Here is an 18999-nt window from a genome sequence, read left to right as displayed (position 1 = left end):
AGCATCTGGCAAGGCTGGGCAGGAAGTCCCTGTCGTTCTCAAAATCGGTGGAGCTGCATGACAAAGTCATCGGGCACTATCTGAACATAAAACACTATCAGTAAATTGGAGTCATTACCACGTCTGCTTTGTGCCAAAGGCGGAAGTAACTAACAGCAGTCTGTGTGAAAATACGGGGAGCAGGTCAGTCAGAGTGTACCGCAGAAGTCTACTTTTCAAACGTACATTTTAATAAGTAGAAAAGTTATTGAGTCCAGTCTCTGTTGCCTATATCTTTAACAAAGATAAAACATTTGAATTATCTGTTAAATGATATGGCTATCAGACATGATGATCTGAGGGCGGTAGCATTCCAAAAACAAGAGCAGAAGAGGCGGAAGTTCAAGTTGAGCATGGGCAAAACGATTTCAAGAAAAAAACGTCTATCTCAGTACTATACAAACCGGGATGTGGCAGAGTTGCTTATCTCATCATTACCATCAGACGAAGCAAGTACAATCATTGACTTAAGTGCTGGTGAAGGCTCGTTGTTGATGACAGCTGCGCTCAAATACGACAACGCAAAGCTCTACGGAATTGATATTGATGATGAAAACTGCAGAAAGTTAGACCTATTACAAAACACGACGAGTATATGTTTAGATGCAACCCATTCAGCCAGTTTTGATAAAATAAAGGCACAAAACAGTACATATGGCATAGTCATTGGCAATCCTCCTTTTTATACAGCTGAACATACTGCCTATACAAGGTTCTTATTTAAGGAGTGGGCACTAAATCATAAAACAAAATATTACAGAGCTGAGGTTTTGTTCTTAATGTTATCGCTTAAGTTGCTTGATCGAGACAGTTGTTGTGGAATTGTTGTACCTGATACGATATTTTCAAGCGAGAAATATAAACCACTCAGAGAAAAAATAACCTCATTATTTAAATATATAGATGTTATAGAATTAGATAATAAGGCATTTTTGGGAACTGAAGCAAGGACTCATATTCTCACTGTCAGTAACAAAAAATCAATAAGCCCATCAATAACAACAAGAAGTTCAAAAAAAAATAAAGCGATAAGGCTTAAAAAAGAAGAGTTTATTGAAAGGGCCGACCATCAATATAACTCTTTTAAATATAACAATAACGAAAAAACGATTGAAACTTCAGGTATAAAAGTTATGAGAGGGAATATCAGCAAAACGAAAAAAACTCAACTGCATGATGCGATAATCCATTCATCTTCTTTTTATAATGATTTTTCTTTATTTGAAAATAACAATGACAGTGCAGAAAATGGTTCAGCCGTACAGGCGGTGAAAGGAGATGTTGTTGTACCCCGTGTAGGAACAAGATGTTTGGGGAAAGTTGGGATCATACGAAACGGTTCTTTTTCCATTACAGATTGTGTTTTTGTTATCAAAGCTTCTGAGTACGAATGTGGTGAAATGGTTGCCGCGGCATTAAAATCGAAATTTGGAGTCGACTGGATTAAAAGTATTTCGAAAGGCATTGGAGCGCAGTACATAACATTAAATGACATAAAAAAACTACCCCTGCGATAATAACATCATGAAAATAGATCATATTACAGCAAGAGATACTGAAGCGATTATTGAACAATCCAAAAAATTAATCAAGATTGGTTACTGGGATAATGTAAAAGTATCAGTACTGCAACGCTGGTTAGATAATTTCAAGGATGAAAAGGAAAAATATCTTGCAGCCTCTGTGTTAAGCGAGTTGATATATCGTAACAGAGAAACTGTTACATCTATGGGCTATAATATATTCTCAATTATTCTCCCACAGATCTTAGAGGAGTTAGATATTTACCATATTGAGGATATTGAAAAATGGATGAATGACATCAACTCGCCAAAACATGCAAGGAATCTTCCGTTTCGAACGTCCGTAATAAATAATGTGGATAGTAAAGTCACTAAAAGTGGTGATGTAATACACACATTCCTACAAAGAGATTTTTTCGATAAAAACTTAGGGGTAAAAGTTGAAAATATAGAAAAATTGCCACCAAGAATCAAAGCGATAGTTTTTTTTGATGATATGCTTGGTTCTGGCACTCAAATTGACACTTTCATGAAAGAAACAAATCTTGATGAACTTGGAAAGAAAATAATATTCATTCCATTTGCGGCTCTACGCGATTCAACAATAAGGATACAATCTAAATATAAAAACCTAATTATTAGGCCTGTTGAGTACTTGGATGAAAATCATAGTTTCTTTAGAGCATCCAACAGGAGAATAAATAGAGAATATTTCTATACACATAATGACTTCTTAAGATTGTACATTGATATATGTAATAAGAACTCAATAAGCAATCCATTAGGGTTCGGTAATTTGGGGCTTAGTTATGTCTTGGCAAACTCAACTCCAAATAATAATCTTTCATTCCTCTGGTTTGAAAATGAAGGATGGAATAGGTTATTCAAAAGGTAAAATATGAAATTTAACGAGATTTTTTCGAAAAACCGTGCCGAAGAATTACCTGATGATCTCTATGGTAAATATGTTCTTCCCTTAGGGTACGAAGATGTAAATCTAAAAAAAACGACAAAAGCAAGTATAGTTATTGGGGGGAGAGGATATGGAAAAACGATGTTCTTAAAGTATCATTGCCACCAGACAGCTCTAAGTGTGAATAAAGATACGATTGGTATTGAGGATCTTTCCAATCTGGGTATATATTGGCGCCCGGATACATCCTTTAGCCAGTTATTAACCGAAGCTTGGCTCGGAAAATTTTGGTCAACAGCTTTCAAAACGTACATGAGTCTATCGCTGATTATTGAGTTTGTTAAACTAACCAATAATTTATTGTCCGAAAAATCTCCTGTTTTTTCGTTGAAAGAGAAGATTAATAATCTGAAATTGCCAGATACAATTTCTGAAGGTTTGGGCATTGATAAAAATGCGAAACTTGTTGATGTTAGCGATCTTTTACATGAAAGACTGTTTACTCTTTGCAATTGGATAAATGCCCCAGTTACTGAAACACCACCGTTTTCTCTTGATACAAAATTTTCATTACAGAATATCATTAGCAAACTACATGCAATAACTGGATGCATTATAAAGCCTAATTTTCAAGTTTACATTGACGAGTTCGAGAACTTGACATCAGACCAGCAGGCAATAATCAATACTTTAATGAAGCACGGATCCATGCCGTTACTGTTCAGTGTTGCCTATAAGAAAAATGCTAATATTTCACATAAAACGTTAGGCAACGAAAGCATTGTTGAGCAGCATGATTTCAGATATATAGACTTAGAAGAACTGTATCTCAATGACTTTGATACATTTGCTGGTGAGATATTAGCCCTGCGCTTTTCAGATTATATAGAAAACACTGATCATGAAAAACTCCGTTCCATATTTACGTCAGAACATCAAATCCCGCACAGACAAACGAAGGAGTATCAGGATTCAATTAAAAATCTGGCCAGTAAGTTTCTTCCTGAAAAATCGACAAAAGAGATATCACATGAAATATTCAGTGATGACGCATTAACTAAAAAATTACATTCAATGATTGAAACCGGTTTGTCTAAATCAAAGTCAAAATTGCAAGTTCAATATTTTATAGATGATAAATTTCCTGAGGCAAGCCTGATAAATGGTGCATTGCTGAATAGGAAAAGTATTAGCCCAGACGAGGTGTTAGAACAATATTTGCAATATAAAGCAGGACATACAACAAAATATAAATCATGGATACCTAACAATCTCGTCGGTGTAATTCTCTATCTTTATAATAAATTACCAACCAGAATCTGCCCACTGTACGCTGGCTATAAACAGTTTGTATATTTATCAAGAGGGAACATCAGACATTTTCTGGAGTTATGTCACCAGTCGGTAACAAAAACAAATATCACGTCTCCACTGCCGCCAAAAACGATACCATCCATGACAATCGAAGCTCAATTAGAGGCCACCCTGAAGACGAGTGAACTCGAAATTGAAAAAATAGGAGATTTTGGTGCTCATGGAATGCATCTAAAAAGAGTGGCTAAAAGACTTGGTGCGATTTTCAACTATTGCCAATCTCGACGTTCTCAGAGCGAATCAGAAGTAAACCATTTCACTTTAGATTTAACTGATATAAATCTTCTTGCTTATAATGTTAAGGAAATCCTAAATGAATCATTGGTGTGGTCCGTGCTGATTGAACAGAAAGGAACGAAGAGTAAATCAACTGACAACCTGGAACTCAATGATTACGTCTTACATCCAGTTCTTGCACCATATTTTGGAATAAGCCACAGAAAAAAGAAAAAAATAAAATTTAGCAAAGGTGAGGTTGAAACCATTTTTGTAGGTAGTGATGAAGATTTTTCATCCTTGTTAAAGAAATATGGAGCCCGGTGGGATATCGATGACTCATCTTTTGATGTTTCTAGTTCAGTCACATCATACCAGTTGGGCCTGTTATGATAAAATTCAAACGTATCAGAACTCACAACAACTTAGATTTTACTAATCGCCATCATGACATTTTTTTCTATGGTGAAGAGTTAGATGAGAGAACTGGCCTGGCGATAAAAAAAGTAAACGCAAGCAATGCATTTCAGGTTAAATATGTAAAAGATGAATATGCATTAAAACTCAATGGTAATAAATACAAATTGTTAGCATTGAAGGATGCATTAATCTCTATGTCGCCTAAAAAAGTAATAATAGACTCTACTTCTCTTGATTTCCCTGAAATATTGTATCTTTTTTACTCCATTAATATGATTGAAGGTATAGAATCATTTACTGTTCTCTACATTGAACCGAAAGAATACAGTAAGTCGCCTTCGACTGAGGGCGGGGATGAGGAGTATCAATTAAGCGATGGCCGACAGCCATTTTCTTCTCTTCCCGTATTTTCACTGAATACAATCACATCTGGCTTACAAAAAACCAGCCTGGTTTCATTCTTAGGATTTGAAAACTCTCGTCTAGGCCAGATTTTAAGTAATGATGATGGGGCAAGCTTCAATAAATTACTGGCTTGTATATCAGTCCCAGCTTATATCCCAGGCTGGGAGAACAAATCACTCAGAAAGCATTTATTACATTTCGACAGCATGGAGACAGATCTAAGAACCTGTCCTGGTGCAAACCCTTACGCCGTATATCAGACCTTATTAGATATATATGCAGAAAACCCAAGACTGGTGCTGACATCCTTAGGTACAAAGCCTACGGCTATCGGTATCTGCGTTTTCTTAATTAACAATCATCCAAATAATAGCGTTGAAAAACAATTGGGAGCAATATATGACTATCCTATAAAATCCATCAACCGTACAATTGGAATTGGTGAGATTTACTCCTACGAACTATCAATAAGCTAACGTCCCGCCTACGTTCATACGTTTGAAGTGTTCGGTACCACCGGCTCTGTGACAGTTCAAGCTCATCATCAAAATCTTCGGCTACAGGCCTAGTTTTATTGTGGAGAGTAATTACGGTGATTGAATAAGTCGTGAAAATTGGCAACCTCCATTCGGCTTGTTCCAACTGATGCAGAGCCGGGCTATTGATCCACTCAAAGAGATGGCTCATGCATCAGTTGTATTGTTGTAAAGCCACACCGTCATATTGTATTTGAAAAGAAAACGCTTTAGTCAATCCCAGCCTTAATAACTGTTTGATGTTCAATATAACGTTCTATACTTGAAAAGACTATTTAGATGATTAAAACTGTTATAAATACTGGTATGTATAACACGAAGTCGAATGAGTAAGGTATTTTTTGTGTGGGATTTATTCATTAAGATAATGCTGCTGTTACCGATTCCCTTGATAACTGTTTTTCCCAACATTATTCCTTTTCTGACTTATAGACAAAATGGTGATAAAAACAAATCCGCCCTGATGGATACACTAGCCCGAGAGATGGATAAACAACAACCCTGTGCGTATCTTGTGGAGTCATGCGTTTCTCGACCGCATAACATCCGGCCAATACCTTGGGCGTTTCTGCGGGTGGTACTACATTACAGTAATTCGATGGAAATCATTCAGCTAGTATCATCTGGGAGGAGAATACTGGCACTGTTGCAAATATAGGCTTGGAGGGAGATGGTAAATGTTGGCTTCACCGGGAGCGAAACGACGGTCAGGGATGTTGTGGCTAAGTGGCGTAAGCAGGTTAACAGTCCCGTTATCGCCCCAGTTCGACTCCCCTCAGCATCCAGGGTAAGCCGCTGGTTAATGCCCTGGCGAATGATCAGAGGAGAAGAAAACTATGCATCCCGCTTCATCGAATCGATGTGCCAGAAAGAACCGCAACTGAAAATGGCGCAACAGCTGTCGCTCGACTTCTATCGAATGCTGAAAACGAAGAATAAATCGCAGTTAAATCAATCGTTCACTGACGTAAGTCAAAGTGGGCTCATTGACCTTCAGCGTGTTGCGGCCAGTATGGAAGCGGATGCAACAGCAATACACGAAGCGATAAGCAGCAGATGGAGTAATGGCGTTGTGGAAGGCCATGTAAACCGCCTGAAGATGCTGAAACGACAGATGTACGGTCGAGCTGGCTTCGAGTTACTTCGACGACGAGTCATGAGCCCTCTGGCTTAAACAACTCCACCTAAGTTGCGGAAGACCCAGTTTTGCACCGTTGGTAACAATGATGATATCTTGGACATGATCGGATGGATGAGCCCTGACCGGAAAACCAATTTTCTGAGTCATTCTGCGAATCTGCGATTTTATGCATTGTGCTCTGTGGAAGGGTTGAATAGCTATATAGCCCCGGAAAAAATTAAGGCGCAGATAAAGGTTTCACGTGGTGGAAAAGGTATCAGCAGGTTAATCAGGGTGCTCGGGAAAAATGAGTTCATCCGAATTGTGAAAGATAGCCAGACGGTACTCACTATCGGCATGGACAATTCCATTGCGACTGGCTAGGTCAATTCATCGCCGTTGCTGTCATTAATTCCGGGTTTAGCACAAGAGTTGTTTATTAGTTTAAATATTAATAACTGGATGATAATTAGATGAATAATATCGAGATAATTGAATCAGGATACAATGCGTTATGTGATGCTTATAATAATTCCGTTATCAGTCTTAAGCGCTCCTCCCTATATGAAGATTTACTAGTCCATATGGATATTCCTGAAAAAAACAGGAGCCGATTCACTTATGCTACTTTGAATGATCGCGACGAAATAATCGCAATATGTGTGTTTATTGTCTCTCTTGATGAGGGAACAACTGATGTAGGATGGTTTGTTAGAGCGGACTTTAGAGGTAAAGGGGTTGGTAGAGATACAGTAGAAAAGGCATTCAACGAGTTTAAGAATGGTCTCAAGGGGGCTGGAGTTGAGGCTATTTTTATTGGCGCCACTGTTGATAATGGTAATACTCCTTCAATTTCATTGGGGCAGAGGTTTATAGGCGGAGAAGAAATAATAGAAAAAGAAGACGGGACTACCATCTACTCATACCTCAATCGTTTCACGCTTTAGTTAATGGGAGAGGGTCAATGGAAAGAGTGAGTACCTATGTCATGGGGTAGTGACCGGGTAGCTGCGATAACTGCCAACTTTTCATCCCTCCACCTTCACGCACAAACGAACGTATATGTGACAGGTACGACATGCTGATAGGCTACATGGGCACTGTTGCAAAGTTAGCGATGAGGCAGCCTTTTGTCTTATTCAAAGGCCTTACATTTCAAAAACTCTGCTTACCAGGCGCATTTCGCCCAGGGGATCACCATAATAAAATGCTGAGGCCTGGCCTTTGCGTAGTGCACGCATCACCTCAATACCTTTGATGGTGGCGTAAGCCGTCTTCATGGATTTAAATCCCAGCGTGGCGCCGATTATCCGTTTCAGTTTGCCATGATCGCATTCAATCACGTTGTTCCGGTACTTAATCTGTCGGTGTTCAACGTCAGACGGGCACCGGCCTTCGCGTTTGAGCAGAGCAAGCGCGCGACCATAGGCGGGCGCTTTATCCGTGTTGATGGGGAGCCCGCAGAATTCGGAAAAAATCGTACGCTAAGGTTTTCCGGGCATCCGTAAGGGCCGAAACTTCCCGTCTTCCAGTCTGCGGCTCTGCCGCCAGACGTAATCGCCGGTTAGGTTGATGTGCTCCCAGCCCAGCGGCGACAGGAATTGCAGCAGCTCGCCGTCCACCGGCTTGCCGGCCTCGACCAACCCCTGGGTGGCGCGTTCCAGGTACACCGTGTTCCACAGCACGATAGCCGCCGTCACCAGGTTGAGGCCGCTGGCCCGGTAGCGCTGCTGCTCGAAGCTCCGATCCCTGATTTCCCCAAGGCGGTTGAAGAACACCGCCCTGGCCAGCGAGTTGCGCGCCTCACCTTTGTTCAGGCCGGCATGCACGCGGCGGCGCAGTTCAACACTTTGCAGCCAGTCCAGGATGAACAGCGTGCGCTCGATCCGGCCCAGCTCGCGCAGGGCCACGGCCAGTCCGTTCTGGCGCGGGTAGCTGCCGAGCTTGCGCAGCATCAGCGAGGCGGTGACGGTGCCCTGCTTGATCGAGCTGGCCAGGCGCAGGATGTCGTCCCAGTGGGCACGCACGTGCTTGATGTTCAGGGTGCCGCCGATCAGCGGGCGCAACGTCGGGTAGGCTTGCACGCCCTGCGGCACGTACAGCTTGGTTTCGCCGAGGTCGCGGATGCGCGGCGCGAAGCGGAAGCCTAGCAGGTGCATCAGGGCAAAGACGTGATCGGTGAAGCCGGCCGTGTCGGTGTAGTGCTCCTCGATCCGCAGGTCGGACTCGTGGTACAGCAGGCCGTCGAGCACATAGGTGGAATCGCGGACGCCGACATTCACCACGCGGGTGCTGAACGGCGCGTACTGGTCGGAGATATGGGTATAGAACAGCCGTCCCGGCTCGCTACCGTACTTCGGGTTGACGTGCCCGGTGCTCTCGCCCCGGCCACCCGCGCGGAAGCGCTGGCCATCGGAGGATGAGGTCGTGCCGTCGCCCCAGTGGGCGGCAAAGGCGTGGCGATACTGGTGGTTGACCAGCTCGGCCAAGGCCGCCGAATAGGTTTCGTCGCGGATGTGCCAGGCTTGCAGCCAGGACAGCTTGGCGTAGGTCAGGCCGGGGCTCGACTCGGCCATCTTGGTCAGCCCGAGGTTGATCGCATCACCGAGGATTGCGGACAGCAGCAACGTCCTGTCTTTGGCCTCGGCCCCGTCCTTCAAGTGGGTGAAGTGGCGGCTGAAGCCCGTCCAGTCGTCCACGTCCATCAGCAGTTCGGTGATCTTGATGCGCGGCAGTAACTGGCTGGTTTGGTCGATCAGCGCCTGCGCCCGATCCGGCACCGCCGCATCCAGCGGGGTGATTTTCAGCCCTGACTCGGTGAGGATGGCATCGGGCAGCTCGTTGTCCTTGGCCAGGCGGGTGACGGTGGCCAACTGCTCGTCCAGCAGCTGCAAACGCTCTTCCAGGTACTGGTCGCTGTTCGGGTTGATCGCCAGGGGCAGGGCCTGCTCGCGCTTGAGTGCGGCGAACTTCTCGGCCGGCAGCAGGTAGTCGTCGAAGTCGCGGAACTGCCGCGAGCCCTTGACCCAGATGTCGCCGGAGCGCAGGGCGTTCTTCAGCTCGGACAGGGCGCAGATTTCGTAGAATTTCCGGTCGAGGCCTTCCGGGGTGATCACCAGCGGCTTCCAGCGCGGCTTGATGAAGGCCGTGGGTGCATCGGCCGGCACCTTGCGCAGGTTGTCGGCGTTCATCTCACGCAGGGTCTGCACGGCTGCCAGCACGCCTTGCGCGGCCGGCGCGGCGCGCAGTTCCAGCACCTCCAGCAAGGCCGGCGTGTAACGGCGCAGGGTGGCGAAGTTCTCGCCGACCAGGTGCAGGTGGTCGAAGCCTTCCGGCCGGGCCAGCAGCTCGGCCTCGCTGACGCTCTCGGTGAACTCGTCCCAGGGAATCACCGCCTCGATGGCGGCATAGGGGTCGCTGCCGCTTTCCTTCGCTTCCAGCAGCGCCTGGCCGATCCTGGAGTACAGGCGCACCTTGTCGTTGATCGCCTTGCCCTGCTTCTGGAACTGCTGCTGATGCTTGTGCTTCGCGCCGCTGAACAGCTTGACCAGGATGCGGTCATGCAGATCGACCAGCTCATCGATCACGGTCGCGGTGCTCTCCAGCACCACGGCGGCCAGGGTCGCGTAGCGGCGCTGCGGCTCGAACTTACCGAGGTCTTTGGGCGTCATCTGCCCACCCTCGCGGGCCAGCTTGAGCAGGCGGTTCTGGTGGATGTGCCGGCCCAGGCCTTCGGGCAAGTCCACCAACTGAAATGTCTTCAGCCGCTCGATGTGTTCCAGCATGTGCCGAGAGTTGGGTTTCAGCGGTGCCTGGCGCAGCCAGGTCAACCAGGTGATGCTGCTGCCGGCCTTGAGCTTCAACAGCTCGTCCAGCTTGGCCCGATGCGAGTCCGTGAGTGGTTCGACCAGGGCGCGGTAGACCCGCCGATTGGCTCGCGCAATGGCTTCCGAGCAGGCCCGGTCAATCACGCTCAGCGCCGGCAGGATGCGTCGTTTCTGCCGTAGGCTCTCCAGGGCCTGACCGGCCAGCAGCAAGCCTTTGTCGGTCTGCTGGGCCAGCTCGGTTAGCTCGCGCACCAGGGCGCGGAAGTCGGACAGGCCGAACGGGGCCAGTTGCAGGTAGGTGCGCAGTTCCTGGGCATGCTCGCGACGGGTCACGTCGCGCTCGCCGTACTTTGCCCAGCTCGCCGGCTCGGCCTGGACTTGCTTCGCCACCCACAGGATGACCGGCTCGGGCAGCTCGCTGTCGGTTCCCAGCGCGTAACCGGGGTAGCGCAGCAGGCAGAGCTGCACGGCGAAGCCGAGGCGGTTGGCGTCGCCGCGTCGCTGGCGGATCAGCGACAGGTCGGAGTCGTTGAAGGTGTAGTAGCGGATCAGGTCATCCTGGCTTTCCGGCAGCGCAAGCAGGGTGTCCCGCTCCGTGGCCGAGAGGATCAAGCGACGCGGCATGTGTCAGTCGTCCGTGCGGAGGTACTGGTAGAGGGTTTCCCGGCTGATGTTGAACTCGCGGGCAAGCTGCGCCTTGGGCTCGCCGGCCGTCGCTCGCTGCCGCAGGGTAGCAGCCTGCTCATCGGACAGGGCTTTCTTGCGGCCCCGGTACGCGCCACGCTGCTTGGCCAAGGCGATGCCCTCACGCTGCCGCTCGCGGATCAGGGCGCGCTCGAACTCAGCGAAGGCCCCCATCACCGACAGCATCAGGTTGGCCATCGGCGAGTCCTCGCCAGTGAACACCAGGCCCTCCTTCAGGAACTCGATGCGCACGCCGCGCTGAGTCAGCTTCTGTACCAAGCGACGCAGGTCATCGAGGTTGCGGGCCAGCCGATCCATGCTGTGCACCACAACTGTATCGCCTTCGCGGACGAAGCTCAGCAGCGCTTCGAGCTGGGGGCGCTGGGTGTCCTTGCCCGATGCCTTGTCGGTGAACACCTTGCTCACCTGGGTTTGTTCCAGCTGGCGTTCCGGGTTCTGGTCAAAGCTGCTGACCCGGACGTAGCCGATGCGGTGCCCCTGCACGATGTCTCCTTGGTTGAAGGCGGCTTAAGTGCACTTTCTGTTCCGTTGTGCCTCAAAGCCCATTTCTGTCAGGCTGAAATCTATAACCTTCGCGGGCATGTGTCAAAAATGTCGTTTTCAGAAGACGACCGCACCATCTGACTGGATGTAACGCCTGGTGTGCATACGGCTCCTGACAGCCCAATATCAGGAGTCGTCTGCACCAATCTCGACTATGCTCAATACTCGTGTGCACCAAAGCGAGGTTTGGGCATGACATCAGACACTCCACCGATTGCCGCGCAAGGCGTGGCCACCCTGCCCGACGAGGCATGGGCGCAAGCCCGGCACCGGACGGAAATCATCGGGCCACTGGCAGCGCTTGAGGTGGTCGGGCATGAAGCCGCCGATGAGGCAGCCCAAGCGCTGGGCCTGTCCCGGCGACAGGTATATGTCCTGATCCGTCGCGCCCGGCAGGGTACTGGCCTGGTAACAGACCTGACGCCCGGCCGATCCGGCGGCGGCAAAGGCAAGGGGCGCTTGCCGGAACCGGTCGAGCGCATCATCCGCGAGCTGCTGCAAAAGCGCTTCCTGACCAAGCAGAAACGCAGCCTGGCGGCGTTCCACCGCGAAGTCGCGCAGGCGTGCAAAACCCAGAAGCTGCCGGTGCCGGCGCGCAACACCGTGGCCCAGCGGATTGCCGGACTACACCCGGCGAAAATAGCCCGCAGCCGGGGCGGGCAGGACGCTGCCCGTCCCTTGCAAGGCGCGGGTGGCATTCCGCCCGAAGTCACCATGCCGCTGGAACAGGTGCAGATCGACCACACCGTCATCGACCTGATCGTGGTCGACGAGCGCGACCGGCAACCGATTGGCCGCCCATATTTGACCCTCGCCATCGACGTGTTCACGCGCTGCGTACTCGGCATGGTGGTCACGCTGGAAGCGCCGTCCGCCGTCTCGGTCGGCCTATGCCTCGCGCATGCCGCCTGCGACAAGCGGCCCTGGCTGGAAGGGCTGAATGTGGAAATGGACTGGCCGATGAGCGGCAAGCCCAGGCTGCTCTATCTGGACAACGCGGCCGAGTTCAAAAGCGAAGCGCTGCGCCGTGGCTGCGAACAGCATGGCATCCGGCTGGACTATCGCCCACCAGGCCAGCCGCACTACGGCGGCATCGTGGAACGGATCATCGGCACGGCGATGCAGATGATCCACGACGAATTACCGGGGACGACCTTCTCCAATCCCGGCCAGCGCGGCGAGTACGATTCCGAGAAGATGGCCACCCTGACGCTGCGCGAGCTGGAGCGCTGGCTCGCGTTGGCGGTAGGCACCTATCACGGCTCCGTGCACAACGGCCTGCTCCAGCCGCCGGCCGCGCGCTGGGCCGAGGCCGTGGAGCGCGTTGGCGTCCCGGCCGTCGTTACCCGCCCCACCGCGTTTTTGGTCGATTTCCTGCCGGTGATCCGCCGCACCCTGACCCGCACCGGCTTTGTCATCGACCACATCCACTACTACGCCGACGCCCTCAAGCCGTGGATTGCCCGGCGCGAGCGCTTGCCCGCCTTCCTGATCCGGCGCGATCCGCGCGACATCAGCCGCATCTGGGTACTGGAACCGGAAGGTCAGCACTATCTGGAGATCCACTACCGCACCTTGTCCCATCCGGCCGTCACCCTCTGGGAACAACGCCAGGCGCTGGCCAAATTGCGTCAGCTCGGGCGCGAGCAGGTGGATGAGTCGGCGCTGTTCCGCATGATCGGGCAGATGCGCGAGATCGTGACCACCGCCCAGAAGGCCACGCGCAAGGCGCGGCGCGACGCTGATCGCCGCCAGCACCTCAAGACGTCGGAGCCACCGGCCAAGCCCATACCGCCGGATGTGGACATGGCTGACCCGCAGGCAGACAACCTGCCGCCGGCCAAACCGTTCGATCAGATCGAGGAGTGGTAGCCGTGGACGAATATCCCGTCATTGACCTGTCCCACCTGCTGCCAGCGGCACAGGGTTTGGCCAGGCTGCCGGCAGACGAGCGCATCCAGCGCATTCGCGCCGACCGCTGGATCGGCTACCCGCGCGCGGTCGAGGCGCTGAACCGGCTGGAAACTCTGTATGCGTGGCCGAACAAGCAACGCATGCCAAACCTGCTGCTGGTCGGCCCCACCAACAACGGCAAGTCGATGATCGTCGAGAAATTCCGGCGGGCGCACCCGGTCGGCACCGACGCTGACCAAGAACATATCCCGGTGCTGGTCGTGCAGATGCCGTCAGAGCCATCGGTGATCCGCTTCTATGTCGCGCTGCTGGCTGCGATGGGCGCGCCGCTGCGCCCGCGCCCACGGCTGCCGGAAATGGAGCAACTGACGCTGGCCCTGCTGCGCAAGGTCGGCGTGCGCATGCTGGTGATCGACGAACTGCACAATGTACTGGCTGGCAACAGCGTTAACCGGCGCGAGTTCCTCAACCTGCTGCGCTTCCTCGGCAACGAGCTGCGTATCCCCCTGGTCGGGGTCGGCACGCGCGAGGCGTACCTGGCCATCCGTTCGGACGATCAGTTGGAAAACCGCTTCGAGCCGATGCTGCTGCCGCCGTGGGAGGCCAATGAGGACTGCTGCTCGCTGCTGGCCAGCTTCGCGGCGTCACTCCCGCTACGGCGGCCATCCCCGATTGCCACGCTGGACATGGCCCGCTACCTGCTCACCCGGAGCGAAGGCACCATCGGCGAGCTTGCACATCTGCTGGTGGCGGCGGCCGTCGCCGCCGTGGAGAGTGGCGAGGAAGCGATCAACCACCGCACGCTCAGCATGGCCGACTACATCGGCCCCAGTGAGCGGCGGCGACAGTTCGAGCGGGAACTGATGTGAAGTCCGCGCCGCGCTGGCCGCTGCATCCGGCACCCAAGGAAGGCGAAGCCCTGTCCTCATGGCTCAACCGGGTCGCCGCCTGCTACCAGATGGACGTGCACGAGCTGCTGGCCCACGATCTTGGTCACAGCCAACTTGATGACCTGGATACCGCACCATCCTTGTCGTTGCTGACGGCGCTCTGCCAGCGCAGTGGCGTCGAGCTGGAGCGGTTGCGCAGCATGAGTCTTGCAGGCTGGGTGCCGTGGCTGCTCGACAGTCTCGACGATTCGGTACCAGCAGCCTTGGAAACCTATACATTCCAATGCGCGGTGCTCCTGCCCAAGCGCACCCGCAAGGTGCGGTCCATCACTCGCTGGCGTGCCTGGCTACCGAGCCAGACGATTCGCCGGGCGTGTCCGCAGTGTCTGAACGATCCAACGAATCAAGCTGTGCTACTCGTCTGGCAGCTCCCCTTGATGCTGAGCTGCCCGCAGCATGGCTGCTGGCTGGAGTCCTACTGGGGCATGCCCGGCCGGTATCTTCAGTGGGAAATCGCCGATGCTGCGCCGCGCCCTGCCGATGACGCAATCGCCTGCATGGACCGGCGCACCTGGCAGGCGCTGACGACGGGTTTTGTGGAGCTGCCGCGTCGGCGTGTCCACGCCGGCTTGTGGTTCCGGCTGCTGCGCACCCTGCTTGATGAGCTGAACACGCCGCTCTCGCACTGCGGCAGTTGCTCGGCGAGCATCCGCCATGTCTGGGAGCGCTGCGGCCATCCGCTGCGCGCCGGGCAGAGTCTGTGGCGTCCCTACGAGATTCTGGCCCCGGCGGTGCAGTGGCAGATGCTGGAGGCGGCGGCCACCGCCATCACGCTGATCGAGTCAAAGGCGCTGATCCCGCGCGGGGAACAGGCCGCGCTGTTTCAGACGGAGCCGCACACTGGTTTCACCAACGGCCTGCCGGCGAAGGTGCCGAAGCCGGAACCCATCAACCACTGGCAACGAGCAGCCCAGGCCATCGATGAGGCCATCATTGAAGCGCGACACAACCCGGAGACGGCCCGCTTGCTGTTCACACTGGCGTCCTACGGGCGACGCGACCCCGAATCCCTGGAACGTTTGCGCGCCACGTTCACCAAGGAGGGCATCCCGCCGGAGTTTTTGTCACATTACGAGCCTGAATGGCCGTTTGCAGGTCTTAGACTAAATGACGGGTTAAGTGACAGTTTTTGACGGCGAGAACTTTCTGGCTCACACTGTCACATAATCGAACGTATACGTGACGGGTGAAAAGGTGCTGATCGGCTACATGCGGGTATCGAAGGCGGACGGATCCCAGTCCACCAATTTGCAACGCGATGCGCTCATCGCCGCTGGTGTGAGCCTTGCGCACCTTTACGAGGATCTGGCCTCGGGCAGGCGCGATGATCGCCCAGGGTTGGCTGCTTGCCTGAAGGCGCTTCGTGAAGGGGACACGCTGATCGTGTGGAAGCTCGATCGGCTTGGCCGTGATCTGCGCCACCTGATCAACACCGTGCACGACCTAACTGCGCGTAGCGTGGGCCTGAAGGTCCTGACCGGTCACGGTGCGGCGGTCGACACGACGACTGCCGCCGGCAAGCTTGTGTTCGGTATTTTTGCCGCGCTGGCCGAGTTCGAGCGTGAGTTGATTTCCGAGCGAACAGTCGCTGGACTTATCTCGGCGCGCGCTCGCGGCAGGAAAGGGGGGCGCCCCTTCAAGATGACCGCCGCCAAGCTACGCCTGGCGATGGCCAGCATGGGGCAACCGGAAACCAAGGTGGGCGATCTCTGCGAAGAACTCGGGATTACCCGGCAGACGCTCTACCGGCACGTGTCGCCCAAGGGCGAACTGCGGCCAGACGGCGTAAAGCTGCTCTCCCTCGGTTCAGCCGCATAAATGGAGGCGACCTGGAACGGGGCGCTGTTCAGTGCGGCAACGATCCGATTACCGGTGTCGACCCAGAGCAGCCGTAGAGCTTTTGGGAAAGCTGTCGTTCAACACCTGAATTAAGCCGCGCCGCGAAGCGGCGTCGGCTTGAAGGCTGTAATGGACTCTCCCCGCACCGCGTTTCTTCTATAAGACCGAGGTGTCTGTTTGCTGGGAGAGTGGCAATGAAGCGCATAGCAGTCGATTTGGCCAAGTCCGTTTACCAGGTTGCCGAAAGTATCCATGTCGGCCGGGTGGATCGTCGCAGACGGCTCGATCCGGAGGCATTCCGGCGATATGTACAGGAGCAGCCGGAGCCTGTCGAGTGGGTGATGGAAGCCTGCGGTACGGCGCATTACTGGGGGCGGGTGGCGCAGGCGCTGGGTCATCGGGTGGTGCTGTTGCACCCGCGCTACGTACGGCCGTATCGCCGGCGCAACAAGACCGACCGTAACGACTGCGATGCCATCCTCGAAGCGGCGCGTTGTGCCGACATGCACCCGGTGCCGGTGAAAAGCCATGAGCAGCAGCAAGTGCAGCAGCTGCATAACCTGCGCGAGGCCTGGAAAAAGACCCGGGTGCAGCACATCAACTTGCTGCGCGGCATCCTGCGCGAACTGGGCGTGGCGGCGCCGAGTAGCACCCAGGCCTTTCTACGCCAGGCCTGCGAGCTGATCGAACGTGCCGAAGTTTGCGCCCTGCGCGGCGCGCTGCAGATGGTGCTGGCCGAAATCAGCCTGTGCGAACAGGCGATGCGCGACAGCGAAGAACAACTGGCGCGCTGGCATGCCGACGATGACATCGTGCACAAACTCGACGAAGTCAGCGGTATCGGGCTGCTCACCGCCAGCGCCCTGAAAACTGCCGTCGGCAAACCCGAACGCTTCGCCAGCGGCCGACACCTGAGCGCCTGGCTCGGCATGACCCCCAACGAATACAGCAGCGGCGAACGGCGCAGACTCGGGTGCATCAGCTGCAAAGGCAACACCTACGTGCGCACCCTGCTGATCCACGGCGCCCGCGCGGCGCTGCTGGCCGCCAAGCGCTGCCAGACGCGAACGCCCGAGCGCCTGACCCAGTTGCAGCGCTGGTCCCTGCAAACGGCCGAACGTATCGGCCACAACAAGGCGGCCGTGGCGTTAGCGAACAAACTGGTGAGGATCTGCTGGGCAGTGTGGTGCCATGAGCGACGTTTCAGCGGCGACTGGCAGAGTGCAAGGCCCGCCTGACGGCGGGGGTAATCAGCAAGACGAGGTGAACTTCCTGCGGTTGTGGTGAGAAGCGAGACTGTCGGAACAGGCGAGTCCTGCAGCGGAACAAGGCCGATAACAATCATGATCCTCGGGATCGTTTGAACGCTTGGCCCCCGCTGCGCGAACTACAGAATGGCCCGGGCACTAGCCCACGCAAGGCCGGATATGCGATTGCAACCGCGCTGACGACAGGATCGAAAAAAGCTTTCCTCACTGCTTGTGGGGAGAGTCCATATGTGAATTGTTAGATGCCAGCCCGATCAATGTGCGCTGACCTTGGATAGCAGATTTAGAACGGCGACGCCACTAACGATAAGTCCCATGCCAACGAACGCCCACAAGTCTAGTTTCTGGCCATGGAAGATCCAAGCGATAGCTGCCACAAGTACGATGCCGAGGCCAGCCCAAACAGCATAAGCAATGCCGACCGGGATGGACTTGAGTGCGAGAGAGAGGAAATAGAACGCAAGCCCGTAGCCAGCCACAACTACAACAGAAGGAACTAACTTGGTGAATCCATGGCTGGACTTCAGTGCGGAAGTTGCGACGACCTCACCAAATATTGCAATAGCCAGAAAGAGCCAGTTCTTCACGTGCAATCTCCTCTACGGTATGAAGGAGAAATAGTGGTGGCTATGAGTTGCCAAAAACAGTCTTGCGGCTGTCGATTTTCTGTGAGCATACGCAACGCCAAATCTGGCATCTAACACCTGAGTTAAGCCGCGCCGCGAAGCGGCGTCGGCTTGGACGAATTGTTAGGCCGCATATCGCGACCTGAAAGCGGCACGCAAGACCTCAACCTTTTCCGCCCCGAGTGAGGTGCATGCGAGCCTGTAGGACTCTATGTGCTTTGTAGGCCAGTCCACTGGTGGTACTTCATCGGCATAGTAAAAGTAATCCCAGATGATCGCCTCCCAGCTGTTACAACGGACTGGCCGCCCGGCGATGACGCCCTCAGCCGCCTCTGGGCACGAGCCCTGCGGAGCCTCCGCGATTTCATACGCTTCGTCTGCCCACCAAGCAGGTTCGCAGTCAAGTAACTCATCCCCGATCTCCGCTAAGAATCCATAGTCCAACTCCTCCATGACGCGCCCGCCGAGCATTTCAACTATTGCCTCGAGCTCGCCGCGCCTCTCGCCGGGAAACGTCAGATCAATATCATCGTGCTTGCGTGTTACACGCCCTAGCCGTGCATCGATCGCCCAGCCCCCACCGATCCAGAGCGGCAGATTTCGCTCATCTGCCGCAGCTAGAATTTTGTGTATCAATGTGACCTGCGTTGTGTCCATGCGGCCTAACTTTGTTTTAGGGCGACTGCCCTGCTGCGTAACATCGTTGCTGCTCCATAACATCAAACATCGACCCACGGCGTAACGCGCTTGCTGCTTGGATGCCCGAGGCATAGACTGTACA

Annotated in this window: 15 protein-coding genes and 3 pseudogenes; 13 read left to right on the top strand and 5 right to left on the bottom strand. The window is 53.1% G+C overall.

Annotation, left to right across the window (positions count from 1 at the left end):
* The 8 genes and pseudogenes from ACOTX5_RS24235 to ACOTX5_RS24200 form a co-directional block, all read left to right on the top strand.
* Positions 1-104, top strand: a 104-nt coding sequence (locus ACOTX5_RS24235) for an IS1 family transposase (RefSeq protein WP_000496773.1), incomplete at its 5' end; no start/stop codon positions are given.
* Between the two features lie 288 nt (positions 105-392).
* The gene (locus ACOTX5_RS24230) at positions 393-1556 is read left to right on the top strand and encodes an N-6 DNA methylase (protein WP_157845837.1); all 1164 of its coding nucleotides are present in this window, start codon (positions 393-395) and stop codon (positions 1554-1556) included.
* Between the two features lie 7 nt (positions 1557-1563).
* A complete protein-coding gene (locus tag ACOTX5_RS24225; protein ID WP_019706022.1) occupies positions 1564-2457 on the top strand; it encodes a phosphoribosyltransferase-like protein in 894 nt (297 codons plus the stop codon).
* Between the two features lie 3 nt (positions 2458-2460).
* Positions 2461-4403 (top strand): annotated as a pseudogene (locus tag ACOTX5_RS24220) (hypothetical protein).
* Positions 4404-4454: 51 nt separating this feature from the next.
* Positions 4455-5366 (top strand): hypothetical protein, encoded by a 912-nt coding sequence (locus ACOTX5_RS24215; RefSeq protein WP_013213995.1) that lies wholly within the window; start codon positions 4455-4457, stop codon positions 5364-5366.
* 385 nt (positions 5367-5751) lie between these two features.
* Positions 5752-6084, top strand: coding sequence for a hypothetical protein (locus ACOTX5_RS24210; RefSeq protein WP_013213994.1), 333 nt, complete (start codon positions 5752-5754; stop codon positions 6082-6084).
* Positions 6085-6087: 3 nt separating this feature from the next.
* Positions 6088-6600 (top strand): annotated as a pseudogene (locus tag ACOTX5_RS24205) (transposase); the annotation flags it as partial.
* Positions 6601-7019: 419 nt separating this feature from the next.
* Positions 7020-7493, top strand: coding sequence for a GNAT family N-acetyltransferase (locus tag ACOTX5_RS24200; RefSeq protein WP_013213991.1), 474 nt, complete (start codon positions 7020-7022; stop codon positions 7491-7493).
* 201 nt (positions 7494-7694) lie between these two features.
* Here ACOTX5_RS24200 and ACOTX5_RS24195 read toward each other — a convergent pair.
* The 3 genes and pseudogenes from ACOTX5_RS24195 to ACOTX5_RS24185 all read right to left on the bottom strand — a co-directional run.
* Positions 7695-7997, bottom strand: a pseudogene (locus ACOTX5_RS24195) (IS6-like element IS26 family transposase); the annotation flags it as partial.
* Positions 7998-8030: 33 nt separating this feature from the next.
* Positions 8031-10997, bottom strand: coding sequence for a Tn3-like element TnAs1 family transposase (locus ACOTX5_RS24190; protein ID WP_001138014.1), 2967 nt, complete (start codon positions 10995-10997; stop codon positions 8031-8033).
* A gap of 3 nt (positions 10998-11000) precedes the next feature.
* Positions 11001-11561, bottom strand: coding sequence for a recombinase family protein (locus ACOTX5_RS24185; protein WP_001161490.1), 561 nt, complete (start codon positions 11559-11561; stop codon positions 11001-11003).
* Between the two features lie 252 nt (positions 11562-11813).
* Between ACOTX5_RS24185 and ACOTX5_RS24180 the strand changes: the two genes are divergently transcribed.
* The 5 genes from ACOTX5_RS24180 to ACOTX5_RS24160 all read left to right on the top strand — a co-directional run bounded on the left by ACOTX5_RS24180 (position 11814) and on the right by ACOTX5_RS24160 (position 17562).
* Positions 11814-13493, top strand: a complete 1680-nt coding sequence (locus tag ACOTX5_RS24180) for a Mu transposase C-terminal domain-containing protein (RefSeq protein WP_003465068.1) — start codon at positions 11814-11816, stop codon at positions 13491-13493.
* Positions 13494-13495: 2 nt separating this feature from the next.
* On the top strand, positions 13496-14404 hold the full coding sequence (locus tag ACOTX5_RS24175) for a TniB family NTP-binding protein (RefSeq protein WP_032492291.1): 909 nt from the start codon (positions 13496-13498) through the stop codon (positions 14402-14404).
* Positions 14401-15618 carry a TniQ family protein gene (locus ACOTX5_RS24170; RefSeq protein WP_003465063.1) on the top strand — a complete coding sequence of 406 codons (1218 nt, stop codon included), beginning with the start codon at positions 14401-14403 and terminating at the stop codon, positions 15616-15618. The genes ACOTX5_RS24175 and ACOTX5_RS24170 overlap by 4 nt, the downstream gene beginning before the upstream one ends.
* A 61-nt stretch (positions 15619-15679) precedes the next feature.
* Entirely contained in the window at positions 15680-16303 is a 624-nt protein-coding gene (locus ACOTX5_RS24165) for a recombinase family protein (protein WP_003155741.1), read from the top strand.
* Between the two features lie 215 nt (positions 16304-16518).
* Positions 16519-17562: an IS110-like element ISKpn4 family transposase gene (locus ACOTX5_RS24160; protein ID WP_015272419.1), complete on the top strand. Its 1044-nt coding sequence runs from the start codon at positions 16519-16521 to the stop codon at positions 17560-17562.
* Between the two features lie 284 nt (positions 17563-17846).
* Here ACOTX5_RS24160 and qac read toward each other — a convergent pair whose 3' ends face one another.
* Together qac and aadB are read right to left on the bottom strand one after the other, a co-directional pair.
* Positions 17847-18179: a quaternary ammonium compound efflux SMR transporter QacL gene (gene qac / locus ACOTX5_RS24155; RefSeq protein ID WP_000800531.1), complete on the bottom strand. Its 333-nt coding sequence runs from the start codon at positions 18177-18179 to the stop codon at positions 17847-17849.
* Positions 18180-18341: 162 nt separating this feature from the next.
* Entirely contained in the window at positions 18342-18875 is a 534-nt protein-coding gene (gene aadB, locus ACOTX5_RS24150; protein ID WP_000381802.1) for an aminoglycoside nucleotidyltransferase ANT(2'')-Ia, read from the bottom strand.
* Positions 18876-18999: the final 124 nt, after the last annotated feature.

Origin of the sequence: Enterobacter cloacae complex sp. IR5441 (genome assembly GCF_049238215.1) — a bacterium.
Taxonomy (GTDB): domain Bacteria; phylum Pseudomonadota; class Gammaproteobacteria; order Enterobacterales; family Enterobacteriaceae; genus Enterobacter; species Enterobacter hormaechei_C.
The sequence above is the reverse complement of the archived record's forward strand: the minus strand, read 5'-3'. Positions and strand labels throughout refer to the sequence as shown.

Coding starts and splice junctions, on each gene's coding strand:
- ACOTX5_RS24180 (WP_003465068.1), top strand. CDS start 11,814: ATGACATCAGACACTCCACCGATTGCCGCGCAAGGCGTGGCCACCCTG.
- ACOTX5_RS24160 (WP_015272419.1), top strand. CDS start 16,519: ATGAAGCGCATAGCAGTCGATTTGGCCAAGTCCGTTTACCAGGTTGCC.
- ACOTX5_RS24230 (WP_157845837.1), top strand. CDS start 393: ATGGGCAAAACGATTTCAAGAAAAAAACGTCTATCTCAGTACTATACA.
- ACOTX5_RS24200 (WP_013213991.1), top strand. CDS start 7,020: ATGAATAATATCGAGATAATTGAATCAGGATACAATGCGTTATGTGAT.
- ACOTX5_RS24225 (WP_019706022.1), top strand. CDS start 1,564: ATGAAAATAGATCATATTACAGCAAGAGATACTGAAGCGATTATTGAA.
- ACOTX5_RS24215 (WP_013213995.1), top strand. CDS start 4,455: ATGATAAAATTCAAACGTATCAGAACTCACAACAACTTAGATTTTACT.
- aadB (WP_000381802.1), bottom strand. CDS start 18,875: ATGGACACAACGCAGGTCACATTGATACACAAAATTCTAGCTGCGGCA.
- ACOTX5_RS24210 (WP_013213994.1), top strand. CDS start 5,752: ATGAGTAAGGTATTTTTTGTGTGGGATTTATTCATTAAGATAATGCTG.
- ACOTX5_RS24190 (WP_001138014.1), bottom strand. CDS start 10,997: ATGCCGCGTCGCTTGATCCTCTCGGCCACGGAGCGGGACACCCTGCTT.